Raw genomic sequence first — 18,048 nt, 5'->3', positions numbered from 1 at the left:
AATCCGGGGGCAAAGGCGACCGCTGACGCTTCCGAAAGCCGAATCCGGCCCTCCGCTGGGAGTGAGCAGGGAGATTGCAGCACGTCTGGTCCCTTAGCTCACCCCTTAGGGGGTGAGGTAGGAAGTGTTTGCTGTTCGCTGCGGGCTCGGCTCGGCTTTCTGATCGCTGTTGCCCCCGGATTTCCCGGATTGAAGCGGCTAGTTAGCGGTAGAAATCCGGTGGCAAAGGCGACCGCTGACGCTTCTGAAAGCCGAATCCGGCCCTCCGCTGGGAGTGAGCAGGGAGATTGCAGCACGTCTGGCCCCTTAGCTCACCCCTTAGGGAGGGTGAGGTAGGAAGTGCTTGCTGTCCGCTGCGGGCTCGGCTCGGCTTTCTGATCGCTGTTGCCCCCGGATTTCCGGATTGAAGCCGCTAGTTAGCGGTAGAAATCCGGTGGCAAAGGCGAGCGCTGACGCTTTTGAAAGCCGAATCCGGCCCTCCGCTGGGAAGGTGCAGGGAGAGGACAGTACGTCTAACTCGCAGCTCACCCTTGTGTTGGGTGAGGTAAGAGGTGCGAGCTGGCCTGACTTGTCCGCTGCGCGACCATGGCTCGGCTTGAACGAGCTCATATCAAAATCAAACAGAGCGGCAGGCCAAGAGAGTTCACCTTGGCCTGCCGCTCTATTGTTTTGATTCGGTTGGGTATCATTTCATAAATTTTTTGCTTATTTTCTTTAACTATATCAATTGATTTTTTGATAAGGTACTTGAACCCCTTCATCGATAAAAAATTGATTCCGAGTATCTACATAACTCATCGTATTGCGTACCCAATAATACGATTCATCTATTTTATAAAGTGGCACAGACAACTGATGTTCAAATGAAATCATAAATTGTCTATCCTTTGTGATCGTAAAGCTTGTGCTAAGTTCATCTGCTAATTCATATTGACCTGTAATGTCATCCTCACTAGAGGACGATAAAATTTCTATATGTTTTGGTGCTTCTACGGAATCTTGTATCCCCATGAAGCAATTCATAATTTCTTGTTCATATTGGGGGAATACTTCTTGATTTGTAGCTAAAACAACAATATCCTCCGTGGATGTATTAATAAAAGCTTGCGCTGAACAACCGAACCATCCACCTGTATGACCAACCCAATCATCTTGAATGATAAAACCATAACTATAATGCTCAGCGACTTCTGATGGTCTTAACATGAATTTCACAATCTCTTTGCTAATGTACCGACCTTGCAAAAATGCTTTTAAAAACATGGCTACCTCTGCCACTGTTGCATAAATACCACCGTCACCAAATACATTGTTATATTTCTCCTGTTTGTTTAAATATGGGTCATTATGTACCTTTTTGTATCGTTGCTCCTCATAAGCATACGTATGACCCTGCGCTTCGTATTGTTTTGCAGGCTGTGTTGTTGTACTAGTGAGATTTAATGGTTTTGCAATATATTGTTGTAAACATGCTTCATACGATGAGCCGCTGACTTGTTCAATAATTTCTGCAAGTAGAACATAATTCGTATTGCTGTAAGACCAATGCTCATTCTGTATATGTTGTGGAAGTGTCGTCTCAAGAAATGTTTCCATACTTATGATAAAGTCTTCTGCAATATACTCTGGAATCCCGGATGTGTGTGTAAGTAAGTGTGCAACTGTCACATTTGCAAAATGAGGGGCGTTAAACCATTTTGTAATTTTATCTTCTAATTGCAGCTGCCCTTTCTCAATTAGCTGAAATGTCATTACCGCTGTATACATTTTACTTAACGACGCAAGGTTAAATTGTGAACTTTCAGTAATAAGATGCTGCTCTGAGATATCTTGATAACCATGATAATACTGCTTAATTTGTCCTTGGTTTTCATAATAAACTGCACCATTAAACGAGATATGTTTAAGCAAATTCTTCACTTGTTAACCTCCTAAATAAATTAGATATCTAACATATTGGACATGAAGGAATTTTATAATTCCTTCATTGCGATCTCCTTTAATTTTTCAATAATGCGTTCAAATTTGTCTAACTCGTTAGACGAAAGCTTGCTGTAAATTTTATCTGCGACCTGCTGTTCAACATAATCCTGCTTCGAAAAATACTCTAATCCATTTTCAGCTAACGTTATAAATACTTCACGGCGATTTTGTAGATTAATTTCCCGCTTGATATACTTATTCTTTTCCAACTTGGCTATTAATTGGCTAACTGCGCTAGAGCTAATATTCATTTCAATTGCAATTTCACCCACTGTTATACGATTTGCTAAATACACAATATCTAATACAACGGCTTGTTGTGTTGTAATGCCGCTATTTAGATATTGCTTATAATGTTTATAAATCAACCGGTTTATCGTGTATTCTGCTTCATTAATGCGCTTAACCTGTTCATATAAGGACAAAAAATCACCTACTAATATGTTAGATGTCTAATATATTAGCAAGTGATTTGTCAAACGTCAATCTTATACAAAGTGTCGTCAAATCAGGTCAGTTTACTAATTATACAGACTCTCCTACTGGAAAGATCAAGGGCTGCTTCGACTCTACTCGTTATCTTGTGTGATTATACAGATACCGGGCGAAGGCCATCGGCTCACGGTAAGACGCTTTCCAGGTTTCCATCATTCCGGCTTTCTTAAATCCGTAACGCTGATCCCTGCCGTTGCATTCAATAAAGTAAATTCTTCCGTCAGCTGTAACGCCAATGTCGAGCCCCAGATCGGCGAGCAGCGGCAGGTGGCGGGACAAATACCGGACGGTTGTCAAAGCCAGATGCTCAACTTGGGCAATGACCACGGCCGATTCATGCGGGGACATAATCTCAGCCAGCACGGAAGGAACGGGATAGGCACTGCCTCCTCCGGCGAGATTGGAAATAAAGGCTCCGGCTGCGGATTTTTTGGCGAACATGCCAGTAATGCCCCACTCTCCGGTCAGTCCCCGCTGTACGGTGACACGCAGATCGAAAGGGCGTCCCTGAACCTCAGCCAGGGGGATACGCTGCTGGATCAAGTAGGGATACCTTCTAAGCTGCTGCTTCAGGGGGCCAGGAAGCTCCCGGCCTCTTAACTTCTGGGAGATCCATGTATTCTTTCGGGAGTGGGATGGAAAGGTGAGGGACCAGCCGGCCCCGTCTTGGTGCAGACGCATAACCCCTTTTCCAACACTCCCCCGGCACGGCTTTAGAATAAGATCGTTGTGGTTTTCCATGAAATGTTTTAAATTTGCTGGGCTGAACAGAGCTGTATCAGGAAGACAGCTTCTCAAATAAGGATCGGCGGAGAGCAGCTTGTGGATTTCATCCTTGCCGTAGCGGTTGTTCATGTTAAACACGGCGACCTGACGGGAGAGAAGTCCCCCAATCCTATGCCGTGGTCCCGCCTCACTATAGATAGCCCGGTTATGAATAACCCTCGGTATAGGCATGGACACCTGTTCATATTGATGATTCCGATATATGAATGCAGCCGTTCTTCCAGTCCGGATATCCACATCCCCAATCTTTATAAAACAGGGGATCAAGTCTAGTTCCGCAGCGGCTTCTTGATAATTTGAAAGCGACTCCTCTCTGGTCTTAAGTCTGGGTATACCGCGGTACATCGCAGCATTCAACAGAATACCGACATAGTTATAGCTCATACCCGGTTCTCCTCCTCTCGGCTCCCCTAGACTTCCGCATCTATTGTTTAGTCTATGAACTCTGGAAGAAAAGGAGTGGACGACTGTTCCCCGGCAGCGGCCTGTTTTGGGACGTTGTCACCACCTGAGGCAGTTCCCATATATTAAGAGTGTGCAGACCGGATTAAGGGAGGGAGTTCAAATTGTCAGTTCAGCAAAAGGTGGCTGTGGTTACACCGGGCGTATTTGTCATTCCCTCGGGACGCAGCAGTTCCGTGGAACGCGTCATCGAAAAAACAATGTCCCTGGTCCCCGAGGGACTTGATGTGCGCGTGTTTGGCAGATCGGCAGGCCATCTGCCGGCCAAGGATTTTCTTGGCAGTGTGCCATGCTACCGCATACCAGGGGGATCTGCGTATTTGTCCGGCATCCTCCGTCATCTCAAGAACTGGATGCCTGACACGGCGGATGTGCATAACCGTCCGGCACTGGCTTATGGACTGAAGAGACACCTGCCACAGATCCGGGTCTTTCTGACCCTTCATTCGACAACGTTTATCAGCCCCTGCTGTCTTCCTCAGTCTAAAGCTGAGGTTATGCTCAGCAGTGTGGATGGACTGATCGTGAACAGCGCCTATTTGCGGGACGATGTGCTTCGCAGGTTCCCCAAGCTGAGAACACCGATTTACGTGAATCCGCTTGGTGTGAGCCTGGAGGATTTTACTCCGCGCTGGACTCCGGCAGGGGAGGCGGTCCGGCGGGCGAGACTTGCCGATTATGGTTGGCGGAACCGGAAAATTATCCTTTTTGTAGGACGGCTCATACATGGCAAAGGGGTTCACCGGCTGCTGGAGGCCCTTCCCGGGATTGTATCTAAGGAGAAGGATGCCTTGGCGGTTATTGTGGGGAGTGCCTTCTATGGGGTAAACCGGGATACCGCCTATGTCAGAAGTTTAAGAAAACTCGCCGGGCAGATGGAGCACCATACGGCTTTTCTCCCGTTTGTGCCCTACCCGCAGGTGGCGGATTTATATAATTTGGCGGATGTGGTGCTGGTTCCGTCTCTGGAGGATGAAGCTTTTGGACTGGTAAATCTGGAGGCTATGGCATCGGCTGTGCCTGTAGTGGCTTCCGCTGTGGGAGGAATTCCTGAAATTATCCAACATGAGCAGACGGGACTGCTGCTTCCCAAAGGCAGCGGGAACGAAATGCTGGAGTCAGCCGTCCTCCGGATCTTGGAAGACAGTCAGCTTCAGAGAAGCCTTGGTCTGGCGGGGAGAGAGCTGGCCCGCAGCACGTTCAGATGGCAGCACTGCGCTGAGCGCTGGACTAATCTGATGAGCATGGAGCAGCCGCTGGCTGTTCAGAGATGGAGTGTCTAACAGATAAGTTCCCGAAGTCTGGGTTTGAAATGTGATAAGGTGCAAGCAAAAGGCTGATTCGTTCACGGAAGCGCGGTGAATCAGTCTTTTTAGCAATTCCTTATATAAGCCGGACAAGCCCGGTTAGACTACTGCCGGGGGAAGCAACGTAATGTCATCTTTGGCAATTGTACGTTTGCCGTTACAAGGTGTCCGGTCAGACATAAGCTATTGTATGGGACATTTCGGTCAAAAGGGAGGTGTATGACCATGGAGATTAGGCGCAAGAGAGCCTGGTACCGGAGTTCCCACAGGCCGCGTGCCTCATCCTCATCCAAAGCCCCCGGTAGATGGAAGCTGTTCAATGATCCGGATCCCCTGGTATCCGTCATCATCCCGGCGATGAATGAACAGCGGACTATGGAGGGGGTACTGCGTGAGGCAGGCCGGGTGCATCCGAGCAGCGAAGTGATCGTGGTGGTGAATGGTTCGGTGGACAGAACCTCCGAAATCGCCCTGAAGCGGGGTGCCCGTGTGCTCACCTATCCATATCCTCTGGGTCATGATGTGGGAAGGCGGATTGGGGCGGAGGCCGCCAAGGGAAAGGTACTGCTATTCATAGATGCGGATATGGTGATTGCAAGCCGCCATCTCAAGCCCTTTGTCGAAGCGGTCGCATCCGATGGGGCGGATATTGCTCTAAATGATTACAGCGGGCCTGTGGAACGAAAGGAACCACATCCCGTTGTTCTGGCGAAATATACATTGAACGCAATTCTGGCACGGCCGGACCTGAGGGGGGCATCAATGACTGCGGTTCCCCATGCCCTGAGCAGGCGAGCGCTGGAGATCATCGGCTTCGCGGCTTTGGAGATTCCGCCGCTCGCCCATGCCATGGCGGTAAGTATGGGTCTTGTCGTTAAGCCTGTATATTCGGTCCCTGTTGGTCAGCTAAATGCCCGGAGAGGCAAGGTCCGCGGTTCGGACCCTCTGAGCTCCCTGGTCACGGGAGATCATCTTGAGGCGGTGCGCTGGCTGATTGACAAGCTGGGTCCGAGGGCCGGTTATACTGATCTTTCCCGGCAGCGCGGGAGGTTAAGATCATGAGAACGGGAACAAGAACGAGAATGAAGGGGGCGCCCAGGAGAACAAGCCGCAGGAGGCTGCGGCAGGCAAGAGGCAGAAGAGTCCGTCACAGAGCAATGCGTTTCAAGTCTAGATCTGCTATTAGACGCAAACGGAGGAGGCTTGCAGCCAAAAGCTCCATTTCCCTTCTAGAGCGTACTGCTTATCAGGCGGGGATGGCACAGGCTGCCGCGGTTCAGGAGGATCAGCGGACCAGGGAACATCTGATCACGAGTTTTCGGGACTGGCACAGGCAATTTGGGCGTGGAGGACAGTCCCTGTCCGGATTATGGGCCAGCGCAAATGCCTATAACAAAGGCTATTCCGCCGTACCCGGCACAGCCGGTTCTGTCATTCCACTTCTTCTGGACAAAAGCGCTTCAGCGATAGTGACCGTATGCGATGAGGAGAAGACGGTATCGGCCGTTCTGGCAGAATTGGAGAAGCTCCCCTTCAGGGAGATTATTGTTGTCTTGAATGGTTGTACAGATCGAAGCTTTGCGGAGGCGCGCAAGCACAAGAACGTCACACTCCTGCATTATCCCGAACGGCTGGGGCATGATGTGGGCCGGGCGATTGGCGCGGCAGCTGCCGTAGGGGACATTTTGCTATTCATGGATGGAGATTTGGTTGTACCGGCAGAGCAGCTTGGGGCTTTCCTCTACGCTGTGGATAAGGGAACAGACGTGGCACTGAACGATATTTCCTCTTGGCTGCCCGCTTTTCAAGGGCAGGATAGCGTGACCCGGAGCAAAGCCTTTCTCAATCTTGTTCTTGGCAGACCTGATCTGAAGAGCAATTCGTTAACCGCAATTCCCCATGCTCTCTCCAGGAGGGCGATCACCATGTTAGGAACTGCTGCACTGGCCGTTCCCCCAAAGGCGTTGGCTCTGGCGGTCCTGTCCGGACTTAAGATATCCACTGTCGCCAAGATCAATGTCATCAAGAGCAACCGCATCCGAAAAGGAAATACCGGGGAAGGCAACGCCGTTGGCAAACTTATTCTGGGCGATCACATTGAAGCGCTGGGCGAGGCCATGAAACGAAGTGGGGTCAGGCTTGGGCTAACCTCCCAGCCGAGAGCCGAATTAGCTAAAGCGAGGAATTCAGGATGACGGGAATGACCAGTATTATCATACCTACGTATAACGGACTGCATTTGCTTGCTCCATGTGTGGAATCGATTCGGAAGCATACCCCGGCTCCTTATGAGATCATAGTGGTTGACAATGGGTCGGTTGACGGCACAGCCGAGTACTGTGTTCGGGAAAAGCTGATTTTGATCTCGATGCCGTCAAACGCCGGATTTCCCGCCGCCTGCAACAAAGGGCTGTCTATTGCCGGCGGTGATCATCTGATGCTGCTTAACAATGATTGTCTCGCTAGCCGGGGATGGCTGACGAATCTGCTTGCGGCGCTTCACAGCAGCGGGGATGTGGGGATGGTCGGCCCGGTCACCAATTATGCCAGCGGAAGACAGCAGGTGGAGACCAGCTACAGCAGCCGTGAGGAATATGAATGCTTTGCTGCTGCCTGGAATCAACCGGACCCGTCAAAGTGGGAGGAGACCCGGCGAATTGTTGGTCTGTGCCTCCTCTTTAAACGTAAAGTCCTGCAGGACGTAGGGTTCTTGGATGAGCGGTTTAGTCCAGGCCATTTCGAGGACGATGACTACTGCTACAGAGCGCGCGCTTATGGGTACCGCCTGCTGATATGCAAAGATACATTTATTCACCATGAAGGCAGCGCCAGCTTTAAGGCTGGTCATCCTAACGGGTGGGACGCTATGGTTAGCAGAGGAAGACAGTTATTCATGGAGAAATGGGGAGTAGATCCTCACGCGTTTCTTTAAATTTTATTTTTGAAGCTTCATTATAAATAAATTGATAAGCGGTTAAGGAGGAGAGTCCATGAAAGGTGTGATATTGGCGGGAGGGACAGGGACGAGACTGCATCCATTAACCCGTCTCATCAACAAGCATCTGCTCCCCGTCGGGAAGCAACCCATGGTGAGCTACGCTATTGAGCGCCTCCGCCAGGCAGGCATCACCGATATTCTCATCGTGATTGGGAAGCAGTCGGCGGGCCTATATACTGACTACCTTGGGGGCGGAGAAGCTCTGGGGGTCAGTCTGACTTATAAAATACAGGAAAATGCGGGCGGCATCGCCGAAGCGCTGGAATTGGCAAAGAATTATATTGCTCCCGGGGAACGGTTTGTGGTTCTGCTTGGCGATAATCTGTTCCTTGATGATCTCGGTCCTTATGTGCGCGAGTTCATGAAGCAGCCTTCCGGCAGTGCCAGGGTGCTGCTCAAACCTGTAGATGATCCAAGAAGATATGGAGTGCCCGTTTTTGATGAGAAGAATAACGCACTGATCGCCTATATTGAAGAGAAGCCTGAACAGCCGAAGTCCGAATATTGTGTTACAGGAATCTATATGTATGATGACGAGGTCTTCGACATCATTGGAGGAATAACCCCTTCCAGCCGCGGAGAGCTGGAGATCACGGACGTGAACAATGTATATGCCTCCCAAGGCAGGCTGGAATATAATGTTCTGCAAAAGTGGTGGGGAGATGCCGGGACGTTTGAATCCCTGGAAGAGGCCCATCAGCAGATGAAGGGGGAACTGCCATGATCCGCCTGCTGGTTACGGGAGGGCTCGGGTTTATTGGAAGCCATTTTATTGAGTACATGCTTGAGAGGTACCCCTCTCTTCATATCGTGAATCTCGATGCGGCAACTTATGCCGGTAACCCGGATAACACCCTGTCTTTCCGGGATCACCCTCACTACCGCTGGGTCAGAGGGGACATACGATCGCCCGAAGAAATCCGGAAGGCTTTCGAGGATGAAATTGACGGGGTGGTTCACTTTGCGGCAGAGTCCCATGTGGACCGGAGCATTCAAAGCCCGGGGCTCTTCGCCCAGACCAATGTGCTCGGAACCTTGAACCTGCTGGAGGAATCACGCCGCAGGGGTGTGAAGAAATTCGTGCATGTGTCGACGGACGAGGTATACGGCTCGCTGGGGGAAGAGGGGTATTTCACGGAAGAGACGCCCCTTGCTCCTAACAGCCCCTACGCGGCCAGCAAAGCCGGCTCCGATCTGTTAGTACGTTCCTATTACCATACGTACGGATTCCCGGCTGTGATTACTCGCTGCTCGAACAACTATGGTCCCCGGCAGTTCCCGGAGAAGCTGATTCCCACCATCATCTCGAGGGCGCTTCAGAACCAGCCGATTCCAATATATGGAGATGGAAGCAATGTCCGGGACTGGCTTCATGTGACAGACCACTGCCGGGCGGTGGATTTGGCGCTGCGTCAGGGGCAAGCGGGAGAAGTCTATAATATTGGCGGCCACAATGAGCTGAGCAATCTGAAGCTGGCTGCCCGGATTCTCGACCTGCTTGACAAGCCTCACAGTCTGCTTGAATTCGTCCCGGACCGCCTGGGCCATGACCAGCGGTATGCTATCGATCCGTCCAAGATCGGGGCGGCTCTCGGCTGGAAGCCGGAAATCCATTTAACCGAGGGGCTTGGAAGCACGGTCGCCTGGTATGTTCAGGCGGATGAATGGCTGAGAAGGATTCAGAGCGGAGAGTACAGGAGCTCTTTATAATGTGAAGGAACGTATCCTTCGGGAGCGGAGGTGCTGAATTGAGACGAGGAAGAAGAAGTCTTAAGCGTGCGCGTTCCTTCAAAATTCCGGGAAGGTCCCGTAGGCTGGCTAGGCGTGCATGGGGCCTCCGCAAGGCCCGGAGATGGAGGACACGACTCCGGAAACGGAGGGGCTCCCGTATCCGCAGGGGAGCTTCGCCACCGATGCATAAAGGTCCGGCAGGAACGGGAAGCAGAGGAGGGGCGCCATTGGCCGGTCACACGGCCGAGATGGGAGGCATGCCCCCCATCTCGGCGAGCCCAGGACCCCGGATTCCCTCCTCCGGCAATGCCAATCCGGCTCCTGCCGGAGTATATCCGCTGGCGGGGGAAGCGGAAACGCTAATCCGGCAGGAAGCTTTCACGGAAGGCTATTGGCAGGGGCTGTATGAAGGTGGGGAGGGCCGGGTGAGCAGGCTTATCCCTCCTTATTATGTTCTGCCTGAGCTAACGGCCGACCATTTAATCGAGGCGGGCTTCCGGCAGCATGTCTTGAGCCTGATGCCGCTGCTGTCCCCGTCAGCGGTTAGCGGGCTGCTTATGGATGCCCTAAGCCTGGGGCGTCCATTCTCTCTGGTCCGGCTTGGAGACGGCGAGCTGCTTACACTCGCCCATGATACCGTCCTGACGGTAGAGGAGGCACGGGCCAGAGGCCCATTCCTCACTTATGCGGGCGTTCAGCTGCCTGATCACCCGGTGAGGGATCGTATTGCCGCATCCCTTCTGGCGGCAGACCTGATCGGGATTCCGGAATCCCGTCATCCTAATTACCAGGGCCTGCTGTTTCCAGTGCTGCGCCATTATGGGATTGACTACCGTTCGCTCAGGCTCACCTCCTCAACCATCAACTACGCCCTGAACGAGCAGGGATATCTGATGAGAGTTCTTCAAGGCCGCCGCGTGCTTATTGTCGGAAACAAGGCTGCCGGGCTGGCTCAGGTTCTTGCGATAAACGGGGTTCAGGTGAGCGGCTGTGTGGGCGAGGTGAATGGGGCTGCGGACACCGACAGCGTTATGAACCGAATCCGGGAGCTGCGGGGTTCATTTGATATCGCTCTGGTAGCCGCTGGAATTGCCGCGGTGATCCTCTGCCCGATCATCGCTCAAGAGCTCGGTGTGGCAGCTGTGGACTTCGGGCATTTGGCCAATAAGCTTGAGAACGGGGAGGTCCAGCTGGGCCTGCCGTAAGGAGGTGGCAATCATGCCGGTTGTCAGGAAGAAGGCCCGGTTTAAAACGGGCCGTAGAAGAAGAGCAGACACAAGGCTGCCGGGCCCTGCCTCAGGCCGGCACGGACGCGAAAGGTACAGCCAGGGGTATAAGGCGGGGTATACACAGGGAGTGCAGGCTGGGATTGAGGATTTCGGCAAGGCTTTTGAAGGAACCAGTATCATCATCCCCACATATAACGGCAGGGAACTGCTGATGAAATGTATTGACAGCATCGAGGCTCATACAACACATCCCTTTGAGATCATTGTTGTGGACAATGGCTCAACGGATGGGACGGTGAAGGCGCTGCGCAGCCGCGCGGGGAGCATCCGGATTGGACTTCACGAGTCCAATTTAGGCTTCGCCAGGGCGGTTAATACCGGGCTAATGATGTCCAAGGGCCGGACGATTGTTCTGCTTAACAATGATACCCTGGTAACCGAGCGGTGGCTGAGCAATTTGCTGCTCTGTCTGGAGAGCAGTCCGGAGGTTGGTGCGGTTGGCCCGGTTACGAATTATATCAGCGGAGAGCAGCAGATTGAAGTGCCTTATCGGGAGGTTTCCGAGATGTGGCCGTTCGCTGCGGCGTATAACCAAAGTAATCCCGGCCGCTGGCAGACCACAGAACGGCTTGCGGGCTTTTGCCTGTTAATGAAGAGGGAAGTCTGGGAGAGATCAGGGTATTTTGATGAAGGCTACCGGGTTGGAAACTTTGAAGATGATGACCTTATGGTTAGGCTCAGGTATCTGGGGAGGTCGCTTCTGATTGCCGGAGATACTTTTATCCATCATACAGGAAGTATGACGATGAGAACGCTTGGCGCTGAAGGATACCGGGAAGTGAACGAAGGCAACAGGCAGTTTTTTGCGGAAAAGTGGGGGAATTCGTTCGAACGGCTCCAACTGCTTAAGGCTGAGGGACGGCTTAATTTCACATTAAAAACTGCTGATTATTTCCCGGCCCATATCCGGGTACGCGATTCGGGAGGACGCTGCTGGTGGCTGGAACAAGGCAGGAAGCACTTGATTCTGGACGATGATGCTCAGCTTGGATTGCTGCCGCTCCCGGAGCCGGTTCTCTTGTCCATGGTTGACCTTCGTCTTCTTGGAACGGCAGAGCCGCTTGCCGGAGCGGAGGTCCGCCGTAGAATGGAAGAGATCAGCACACGTTCAAGTTCGGGAGAGGAAGCCGTGGAAGGGGCGGTGTACCGCCTTGCGGACGGGCGGTGGATGCAGGTTCAGCAGGGCAGCCGCAGGGAATTCGTCACTGCGTATGCTGCCCAGAGCTGGGGAGTTGAGGCCAGCACTCCGCACCCTGTACCGGAGCATGTGCTTGCACTGCCGGAAGGGCTTCCTATCCTGCCCCGGGTCAGCCTGATTGCCGGACATTTGTAAATGAACTGGCGGGGGCCGGAGGAACCGTCCTTTTCGCTCCCGCATATGCTGGAATAAGAAAAGGACGCCGGGCGGCTTCGGCTGCAGCCGGACAGGGAGGAAGCAGAGTGGAGCAGAAAATCACGGAACTCATCCTTCATATGTCTCACTCCCATCAACAGATGGCACGGGTTATAGATGCTGAGAGGCAGGTGGCTGTCCGGATGGCTCAAATCATCCATGATCTGCCGGATACCGAGCCGTCTTTTGACGGAATAGATGGACTGATGGAGAATGCGGGGCGGGTAAACAAGAACGTGGTGTCTTATTTAAATGCGATAGCTGATCTTCAGGAGGCTATGGCAGAGAGCCTTGGCATACTGATGAAAGAGATGAATGGCCAGGATGAGGAATAGGATGACTGAAGCGGGGTTGAGAAGATGAGTAGAAATCAGGCCTATTTGAATATGCTTGATGCATCGTCCAAAATACAGTGGAACGTCGCTATGATGCTGGAGGCCAAAGCGGTGGAAGCGGAGAAGATCCGCAATTGGACGCTGAACCACTTGCATGGCCACAGCTTTGACGAGCATGAGAAGCAGGTATCTGATCCGCTTTCGGTACATGAGCAGATCGTTGAGGTGCTTGAGGGGCTGACCAAGCTGCAGACTGGACTCAGCAGCAATCTAAAAGCTGTTCTTACCACAGATGAAGGGGACTCGGGCGGTTCGACTGACATGGGGAGCATGTTCGGGGGTGGAGGTTTTGATCTCGGAGAGATGGGCAAATGATGATTGGTGCCGCATCCGAGCATGAAATCAAGCTCCAGCTTGTTCAATCTCTGGCCAAGAGCCAGGCAGCCATTGCCCGGATTCTGGACAGCATCGCGGATGTCACCGAACAATCCGAGACTGCATCCAAACAGCTGTGTGAGAATATAAGAGTGCTTACGAATTATCAAAGTGCGATGGCCGGGATGCTGACCGGTATCAGGCTGAATCGCCAATATTATGGAACTCCTACAACGCCATGGATTAACCCTAGTTTAGACCTTCCAGCATTTGCAGCCCGGGGAGAACAGGAGGAGAATTAATGGCAATCAAAATTAGACGGCCTGCAGCCCGCCGCAGGAGAAGGCTGCTTGTCTCCAGGAAGATCAGGGTTCGTACACGAAAGCTGGGCAGACGGAGGGCCCTAGCCCGTCCGGCGAGATCTGCCGGGAGGAGAACCGGCCGCGGACCGCTTCGGCGTAAATCCCTTGGACGCCGGCTCTCTTCGCGCAAGAAGCAGCTCGGGCGCAAGCTTGCCGCGCTTCCTCAGGTCGAGCCGGTTCAGGAAGCGGTCCCCGCAAATCCTGCGGCGGAATACCAGCAGGGGTACAGCGAGACTTATCAGGAGGGATTTAATGCGGGCTTTGCCCAAGGATTCGAAGACGGGCATAAGCTGGCCTACAGCGATCCCCGCCGGTAAGGCGTGGTAACAGGCTGGTTGGTTATTAAAGGTGTGAAATAAGGACTGAACTTGAGCCTCGGGCTCTGGTTCGGTCTTTTTTTTATTTCTATATAAAAGGAACTTTAGAATTAACCTCTCTCAGCGGAGAGGCCGAGTGATTCTGAAGAAGCGGAGCGCCCGCCTTTGTCTCCGAAATGCACCACTGGATATAAATTTCAAGGATTTCGGAGACAACAGCGGTCGTAAGAACACTCGGCATCGCAGCACCTCAAAAGGTTAAGCTTCATAAGTTCATTTTATATAGTTTTTTGGTCATTCGCCAAATTTTCGCTTGTACGGATAACCGTCCATGATGCACGTACCCCCGGTGCATATATGTATAGGGATCATTAAACCAAGACAGATAGGATGAATGCCGTGAGTACTCTGTTGCAAGCGGAGCAGCGTGACGGCTATCTCCCGGGTTACTGGGAAGGTTACCGCTTTGGGGGGTGCCAGGCTGTACTTGGACGTATTCCGGTTCAGCCACCAGACCTATTCAACCTTCGGGTACTGTACGTGCCCCAAGGATTCGATGCGATTGATCAGAGCATTATTGCCGCACTCAAAGAGTCCGCAGCGGAGCTTGAGGTGTCCCTTCCCGGCGGGATGCTGGAGAAAGCCGTGTCTATGCAGCCGGACCTGGTATTGGTCATGAACGGGCTGCATGTCTTTCCGCCGGAGCATACGCAGCATGTGGACCAGATCCGGGCCAGGGGCATCAAGGTGGCGGTATGGTTTGTGGATGATCCGTATTTCTCCGATGATACCGCCCTCCTGGCTCCCCATTATGATGAGGTATTTACACATGAGCTGACCGGGGTTCAACTGTACAGGGAGCTTGGATGCACGCGGGTTCACTATCTTCCGCTTGCCGCCGGGCCGGAACTGTACCTTCCTCAACAGGTAGGAGAGCAGTATCAGTATGATATTTGCTTTATCGGCAACGCCTTTTGGAACCGCGCAGCTCTGTTTGATGAGATGGCTTCCTTCTTACAGGGCAAAAAGGTGTTTATTGCGGGTGGCTTCTGGGAGCGGCTTCACGAAGGCCAGAAGCTCTCGTCTTTTATCCGCAGCGGGTGGATAGCTCCTGAGGAGACGGCGCGCTATTACAACGGCGCCAAAATTGTAATCAATCTTCACAGGCCCACCGAGCCGGGACAGGACAACCGCAACAGCAGGGGGCTGGCCGGCAGCTCCATCAACCCCCGAACCTATGAGATCAGTGCCTGCGGCACCTTGCAGATTACGGATGTCCGGGAGGATCTTACAGACTATTACCGGCCTGGCTACGATATTGAAACGTTCTCGAGTACAGCGGAGCTTCAAGAGAAGATTGCCTACTATCTGGGGAATGAACAAGAGCGGGCGGCCGTGGCCTGGCGTTCTCTCTTAACCACCCGCAAATACCACACCTACAGAGACCGGATCAGCAGGCTGCTTGCCGCGGTTTCAAAGGCCTAAAGGCAATGTAACCGAGGCTGACCGCCGTACATTAATAGCTTAGGAGTGAAGACATGTTGAGAAAACGGGTAAAAACCGCAGCTTTCCGTGTGCCGCCCGATCTTGGCGCGGACGCAAGAAACCGTGGAAGAGCGGCCGGACTGCAGGACGGGTACGATGAAGGTTATCTGCGCGGCCGGGCGGATGTCATCGTCAACCGGCACCGTGCCTCTTTTCCTTTAAGAAACATCCGGGTGCTGTATGTGGCCTCTGGCAAGGGGTATCCCTATTCCCCCATTGATGAAGCGGTCATCACAACTCTCCGTACTTTAACCGCCGAGGTGATTCTGACAGATCCGCATCAGCCGGTTGCCACCCTGGCGGACCAGCACCGTCCCGATCTGGTGCTTGCCCTGGACGGAATGGAGCTCAGAGCAGAGGAAGTGGCTGCAGTGCGGGCCATGGGAATCAGAACGGCGGTATGGCTGACGGATGACCCTTATTACACGGATATTACCGTTCATCTGGCACCCCATTATGATTATGTATTCACCTTAGAGCTGAATTGTATCTCGTTCTATCAGCAAATTGGCTGCGCGAACGTACATTATCTTCCTTTCGGCGCATTTACCGAGCATTACAAGCCGGTAAGAACCATGTCTGCGATCCGCCGTGAAATCAGTTTTATCGGGTCGGCATACTGGAACCGGGTCAATTTCTTGAGTCCGATCATCGGAAGTCTGATGGAGCGTGGACTTGGAATTAACGGAATCTGGTGGGACCGTCTTCCTGAATATGCGCAGTATGCGGACCGTATAGAGCTGGGCAAATGGATGGGGCCGCGTGAAACAGCCGAGGTGTACAGCGGTTCTAAGATTGTGATCAACCTTCACCGCTCCCATGAAGACGATACGGTGAATAACAATGCGATCCGTCTTCATGCGGATTCACCGAATCCCCGGACATTCGAAATTGCGGCCAGCGGTACTCTTCAGTTAATTGACCAGCGTGCTGATCTGGCCCGGTTCTATACACCGGGAGTTGAGATTGAGACGTATGAGTCTCCTCAGGAATTGCTTGAGAAGGTGGATTTTTATTTAACTCATGAGAAGGAACGGCGGGACATTGCACTCCGGGCGCTGGAGAGAACTTATTCGGAGCACACGTATGCCCACCGGATTAATGAAATGTTCACCGTAATCTTCGGATAAACAATCCGGACTACGGAGGTGAAATGTTCTCTTCGTTAACTTGGGAGGAGGACCTAGAGATGGGGAGTAAAGCAAAGCTGCTGCTGTTCTCTCATGTCAGCAATACACGGAGTATTACCGGAGCTGAGAAGCTGCTCCTGTTCCTGTGCCGCAAGCTGTCAGTGCACTTCAATTGTACTCTGGTCGCTCCGCAGGAGGGCCAATTGACCAGGCAGGCAAGGAGCCAGGGGCTGGCGGTGATTGTACGGTCATATCCGCTTTTGTATGAAATGTACACGCCAGCAGCCAATCTTCACAAGGAGGCAGACCGGCTGCGCAGCAGTCTGGCCTGCCAGACTCTAGCCGAGATGATCCGGACCGAGTCGCCGGATTACGTTCTTACGAACACCTGCGTCAATATCCTGCCCGCCTTAGCGGCCTCGACGCTGGGAATCCCGGTGATATGGAGCATTACGGAAGCGATGGTGGTTAACGAGTTCACACCGCTGTCGGTCGAATTGATCAGCAGATACAGCCAATGGATTATCGGGATTTCGGAGGCTTCCATCTCTGTATTCCGTGGCACCGGGGCTGAGGAGAGGATCAGCCTGTTGTTCCCCTCCTGGAATCCGGAATCCGTCCATCAAGATAGCTGGCCTCAGATCCGGGAGGAGAAGCGCATGGAATTGGGGCTTCACCCGGATGACCGGCTAGTGGGATACATCTCTTCATTTTTAACTCAAGAAAAAGGGCTTGACCATTTTATTGATATGGCACTCATGATCTGCTCCACTCACCGCAACGCAAGATTTCTGGTGATCGGCAGAATCATCAACAAAGATTACTACGCACTCTGTCTTTCCAAGGTAAATGCTTCCGAGTACCGTACCCGGTTCACCTTTGTCGCATTTGAGGAATCTGTGGAGGCTGCTTATTGTGCCATGGATATTGTGGTAGTACCTAGTCTTGTTCCTGAGGGCTTCGGCCTGACGGCCCTTGAGGCTATGGTGTACGGCAAGCCGGTGGCGGCTTACGCTTCGGGCGGACTCCGCGAAATTCTGGAGATGGCAGGCTCCGGACATTATCTGGCGGAATGTGGGGACTCCGCGGACTTGGCGGCCAAGGTTGGCATGCTCCTGGATGCCCCCGGCGAGCTTGCTCAGACAGCTGCGCTTAATCTTCAGCGGGTCCATGAGGTGTTTGGCTCTGCAGCCTATGAGGAGAGGATTAGACAGTGGCTGATCCGCTGGTCAAATGTGCAGCCGGAGCGGGTCCACCTTCAGGAAGGGGCAGAGGGCTTGATCTGCTTGCCTGTTGCATCACTTTCCCAAGCCCCGCTAGCTCATCCCCAGTCCGCGGATGCCCAGCCCCTAAAGAAAAGTGTGGCTAGGAGCAAAAGACGAAAAGGCCGGCGCCGCAAATTTGGGCGCCACCTTAGACGCGCCAGCAAAGGCGGGGGAGTCGGGGCCGGGCGGAGAAGCGGAAAGCGCCGCCGGACGGCTGGTGTTCGGCGTGCCCGCCGGGCCAATCTGCGTCGGCACCGGGCTAAGGCACGCTAAGG

At 52.8% G+C, this 18,048-nt stretch carries 18 protein-coding genes; 15 read left to right on the top strand and 3 right to left on the bottom strand.

Going from position 1 to position 18,048, the window contains the following annotated elements; translation table 11 throughout:
* Positions 1 to 723: 723 nt before the first annotated feature.
* From BN6628_RS19790 to BN6628_RS19780, 3 genes are all read right to left on the bottom strand, one after another.
* Positions 724 to 1,920, bottom strand: coding sequence for a serine hydrolase domain-containing protein (locus BN6628_RS19790; RefSeq protein WP_068620053.1), 1,197 nt, complete (start codon positions 1,918 to 1,920; stop codon positions 724 to 726).
* A gap of 53 nt (positions 1,921 to 1,973) precedes the next feature.
* The gene (locus BN6628_RS19785; RefSeq protein WP_068620052.1) at positions 1,974 to 2,408 is read right to left on the bottom strand and encodes a MarR family winged helix-turn-helix transcriptional regulator; all 435 of its coding nucleotides are present in this window, start codon (positions 2,406 to 2,408) and stop codon (positions 1,974 to 1,976) included.
* A gap of 151 nt (positions 2,409 to 2,559) precedes the next feature.
* Positions 2,560 to 3,648 (bottom strand): YheC/YheD family endospore coat-associated protein, encoded by a 1,089-nt coding sequence (locus BN6628_RS19780; RefSeq protein ID WP_068620051.1) that lies wholly within the window; start codon positions 3,646 to 3,648, stop codon positions 2,560 to 2,562.
* Between the two features lie 182 nt (positions 3,649 to 3,830).
* On the opposite strand from BN6628_RS19780, the gene BN6628_RS19775 reads away from it, so the two are divergent.
* From BN6628_RS19775 to BN6628_RS19705, 15 genes are all read left to right on the top strand, one after another.
* The gene (locus tag BN6628_RS19775; protein WP_068620050.1) at positions 3,831 to 5,009 is read left to right on the top strand and encodes a glycosyltransferase family 4 protein; all 1,179 of its coding nucleotides are present in this window, start codon (positions 3,831 to 3,833) and stop codon (positions 5,007 to 5,009) included.
* A 249-nt stretch (positions 5,010 to 5,258) separates the two neighbouring features.
* Complete coding sequence (locus tag BN6628_RS19770; protein WP_068620049.1) at positions 5,259 to 6,095, top strand: glycosyltransferase family 2 protein; 837 nt, start codon at positions 5,259 to 5,261, stop codon at positions 6,093 to 6,095.
* The gene (locus BN6628_RS19765; RefSeq protein WP_235847675.1) at positions 6,092 to 7,228 is read left to right on the top strand and encodes a glycosyltransferase family 2 protein; all 1,137 of its coding nucleotides are present in this window, start codon (positions 6,092 to 6,094) and stop codon (positions 7,226 to 7,228) included. Before BN6628_RS19770 ends, BN6628_RS19765 begins: the two co-directional genes overlap by 4 nt.
* Positions 7,225 to 7,965, top strand: a complete 741-nt coding sequence (locus BN6628_RS19760; protein ID WP_068620048.1) for a glycosyltransferase family 2 protein — start codon at positions 7,225 to 7,227, stop codon at positions 7,963 to 7,965. The genes BN6628_RS19765 and BN6628_RS19760 overlap by 4 nt, the downstream gene beginning before the upstream one ends.
* A gap of 58 nt (positions 7,966 to 8,023) precedes the next feature.
* Entirely contained in the window at positions 8,024 to 8,755 is a 732-nt protein-coding gene (locus tag BN6628_RS19755; RefSeq protein WP_068620047.1) for a sugar phosphate nucleotidyltransferase, read from the top strand.
* Positions 8,752 to 9,741 carry a dTDP-glucose 4,6-dehydratase gene (rfbB, locus tag BN6628_RS19750; protein WP_068620046.1) on the top strand — a complete coding sequence of 330 codons (990 nt, stop codon included), beginning with the start codon at positions 8,752 to 8,754 and terminating at the stop codon, positions 9,739 to 9,741. The genes BN6628_RS19755 and rfbB overlap by 4 nt, the downstream gene beginning before the upstream one ends.
* A gap of 248 nt (positions 9,742 to 9,989) precedes the next feature.
* On the top strand, positions 9,990 to 10,967 hold the full coding sequence (locus BN6628_RS19745) for a GT-D fold domain-containing protein (RefSeq protein WP_235847674.1): 978 nt from the start codon (positions 9,990 to 9,992) through the stop codon (positions 10,965 to 10,967).
* Positions 10,968 to 10,980: 13 nt separating this feature from the next.
* The gene (locus BN6628_RS19740) at positions 10,981 to 12,384 is read left to right on the top strand and encodes a glycosyltransferase family 2 protein (protein WP_068620045.1); all 1,404 of its coding nucleotides are present in this window, start codon (positions 10,981 to 10,983) and stop codon (positions 12,382 to 12,384) included.
* A 107-nt stretch (positions 12,385 to 12,491) separates the two neighbouring features.
* Positions 12,492 to 12,779 carry a nucleoside-diphosphate sugar epimerase gene (locus BN6628_RS19735; RefSeq protein ID WP_089153569.1) on the top strand — a complete coding sequence of 96 codons (288 nt, stop codon included), beginning with the start codon at positions 12,492 to 12,494 and terminating at the stop codon, positions 12,777 to 12,779.
* Between the two features lie 24 nt (positions 12,780 to 12,803).
* Positions 12,804 to 13,154: an alpha-helical endospore appendage domain-containing protein gene (locus BN6628_RS19730; RefSeq protein WP_068620044.1), complete on the top strand. Its 351-nt coding sequence runs from the start codon at positions 12,804 to 12,806 to the stop codon at positions 13,152 to 13,154.
* Positions 13,151 to 13,456, top strand: a complete 306-nt coding sequence (locus BN6628_RS19725; RefSeq protein ID WP_068620043.1) for a hypothetical protein — start codon at positions 13,151 to 13,153, stop codon at positions 13,454 to 13,456. Before BN6628_RS19730 ends, BN6628_RS19725 begins: the two co-directional genes overlap by 4 nt.
* Positions 13,456 to 13,833: a FliH/SctL family protein gene (locus BN6628_RS19720; protein ID WP_082926989.1), complete on the top strand. Its 378-nt coding sequence runs from the start codon at positions 13,456 to 13,458 to the stop codon at positions 13,831 to 13,833. The genes BN6628_RS19725 and BN6628_RS19720 overlap by 1 nt, the downstream gene beginning before the upstream one ends.
* A 390-nt stretch (positions 13,834 to 14,223) precedes the next feature.
* Positions 14,224 to 15,318 (top strand): CgeB family protein, encoded by a 1,095-nt coding sequence (locus BN6628_RS19715; protein ID WP_068620042.1) that lies wholly within the window; start codon positions 14,224 to 14,226, stop codon positions 15,316 to 15,318.
* 53 nt (positions 15,319 to 15,371) lie between these two features.
* On the top strand, positions 15,372 to 16,508 hold the full coding sequence (locus BN6628_RS19710; protein ID WP_068620041.1) for a CgeB family protein: 1,137 nt from the start codon (positions 15,372 to 15,374) through the stop codon (positions 16,506 to 16,508).
* Positions 16,509 to 16,567: 59 nt separating this feature from the next.
* Positions 16,568 to 18,046 carry a glycosyltransferase family 4 protein gene (locus tag BN6628_RS19705; protein WP_157692490.1) on the top strand — a complete coding sequence of 493 codons (1,479 nt, stop codon included), beginning with the start codon at positions 16,568 to 16,570 and terminating at the stop codon, positions 18,044 to 18,046.
* Positions 18,047 to 18,048 lie beyond the last annotated feature (2 nt).

Source organism: Paenibacillus tuaregi (assembly GCF_900086655.1).
GTDB lineage: Bacteria > Bacillota > Bacilli > Paenibacillales > Paenibacillaceae > Fontibacillus > Fontibacillus tuaregi.
The sequence above is the reverse complement of the archived record's forward strand: the minus strand, read 5'-3'. Positions and strand labels throughout refer to the sequence as shown.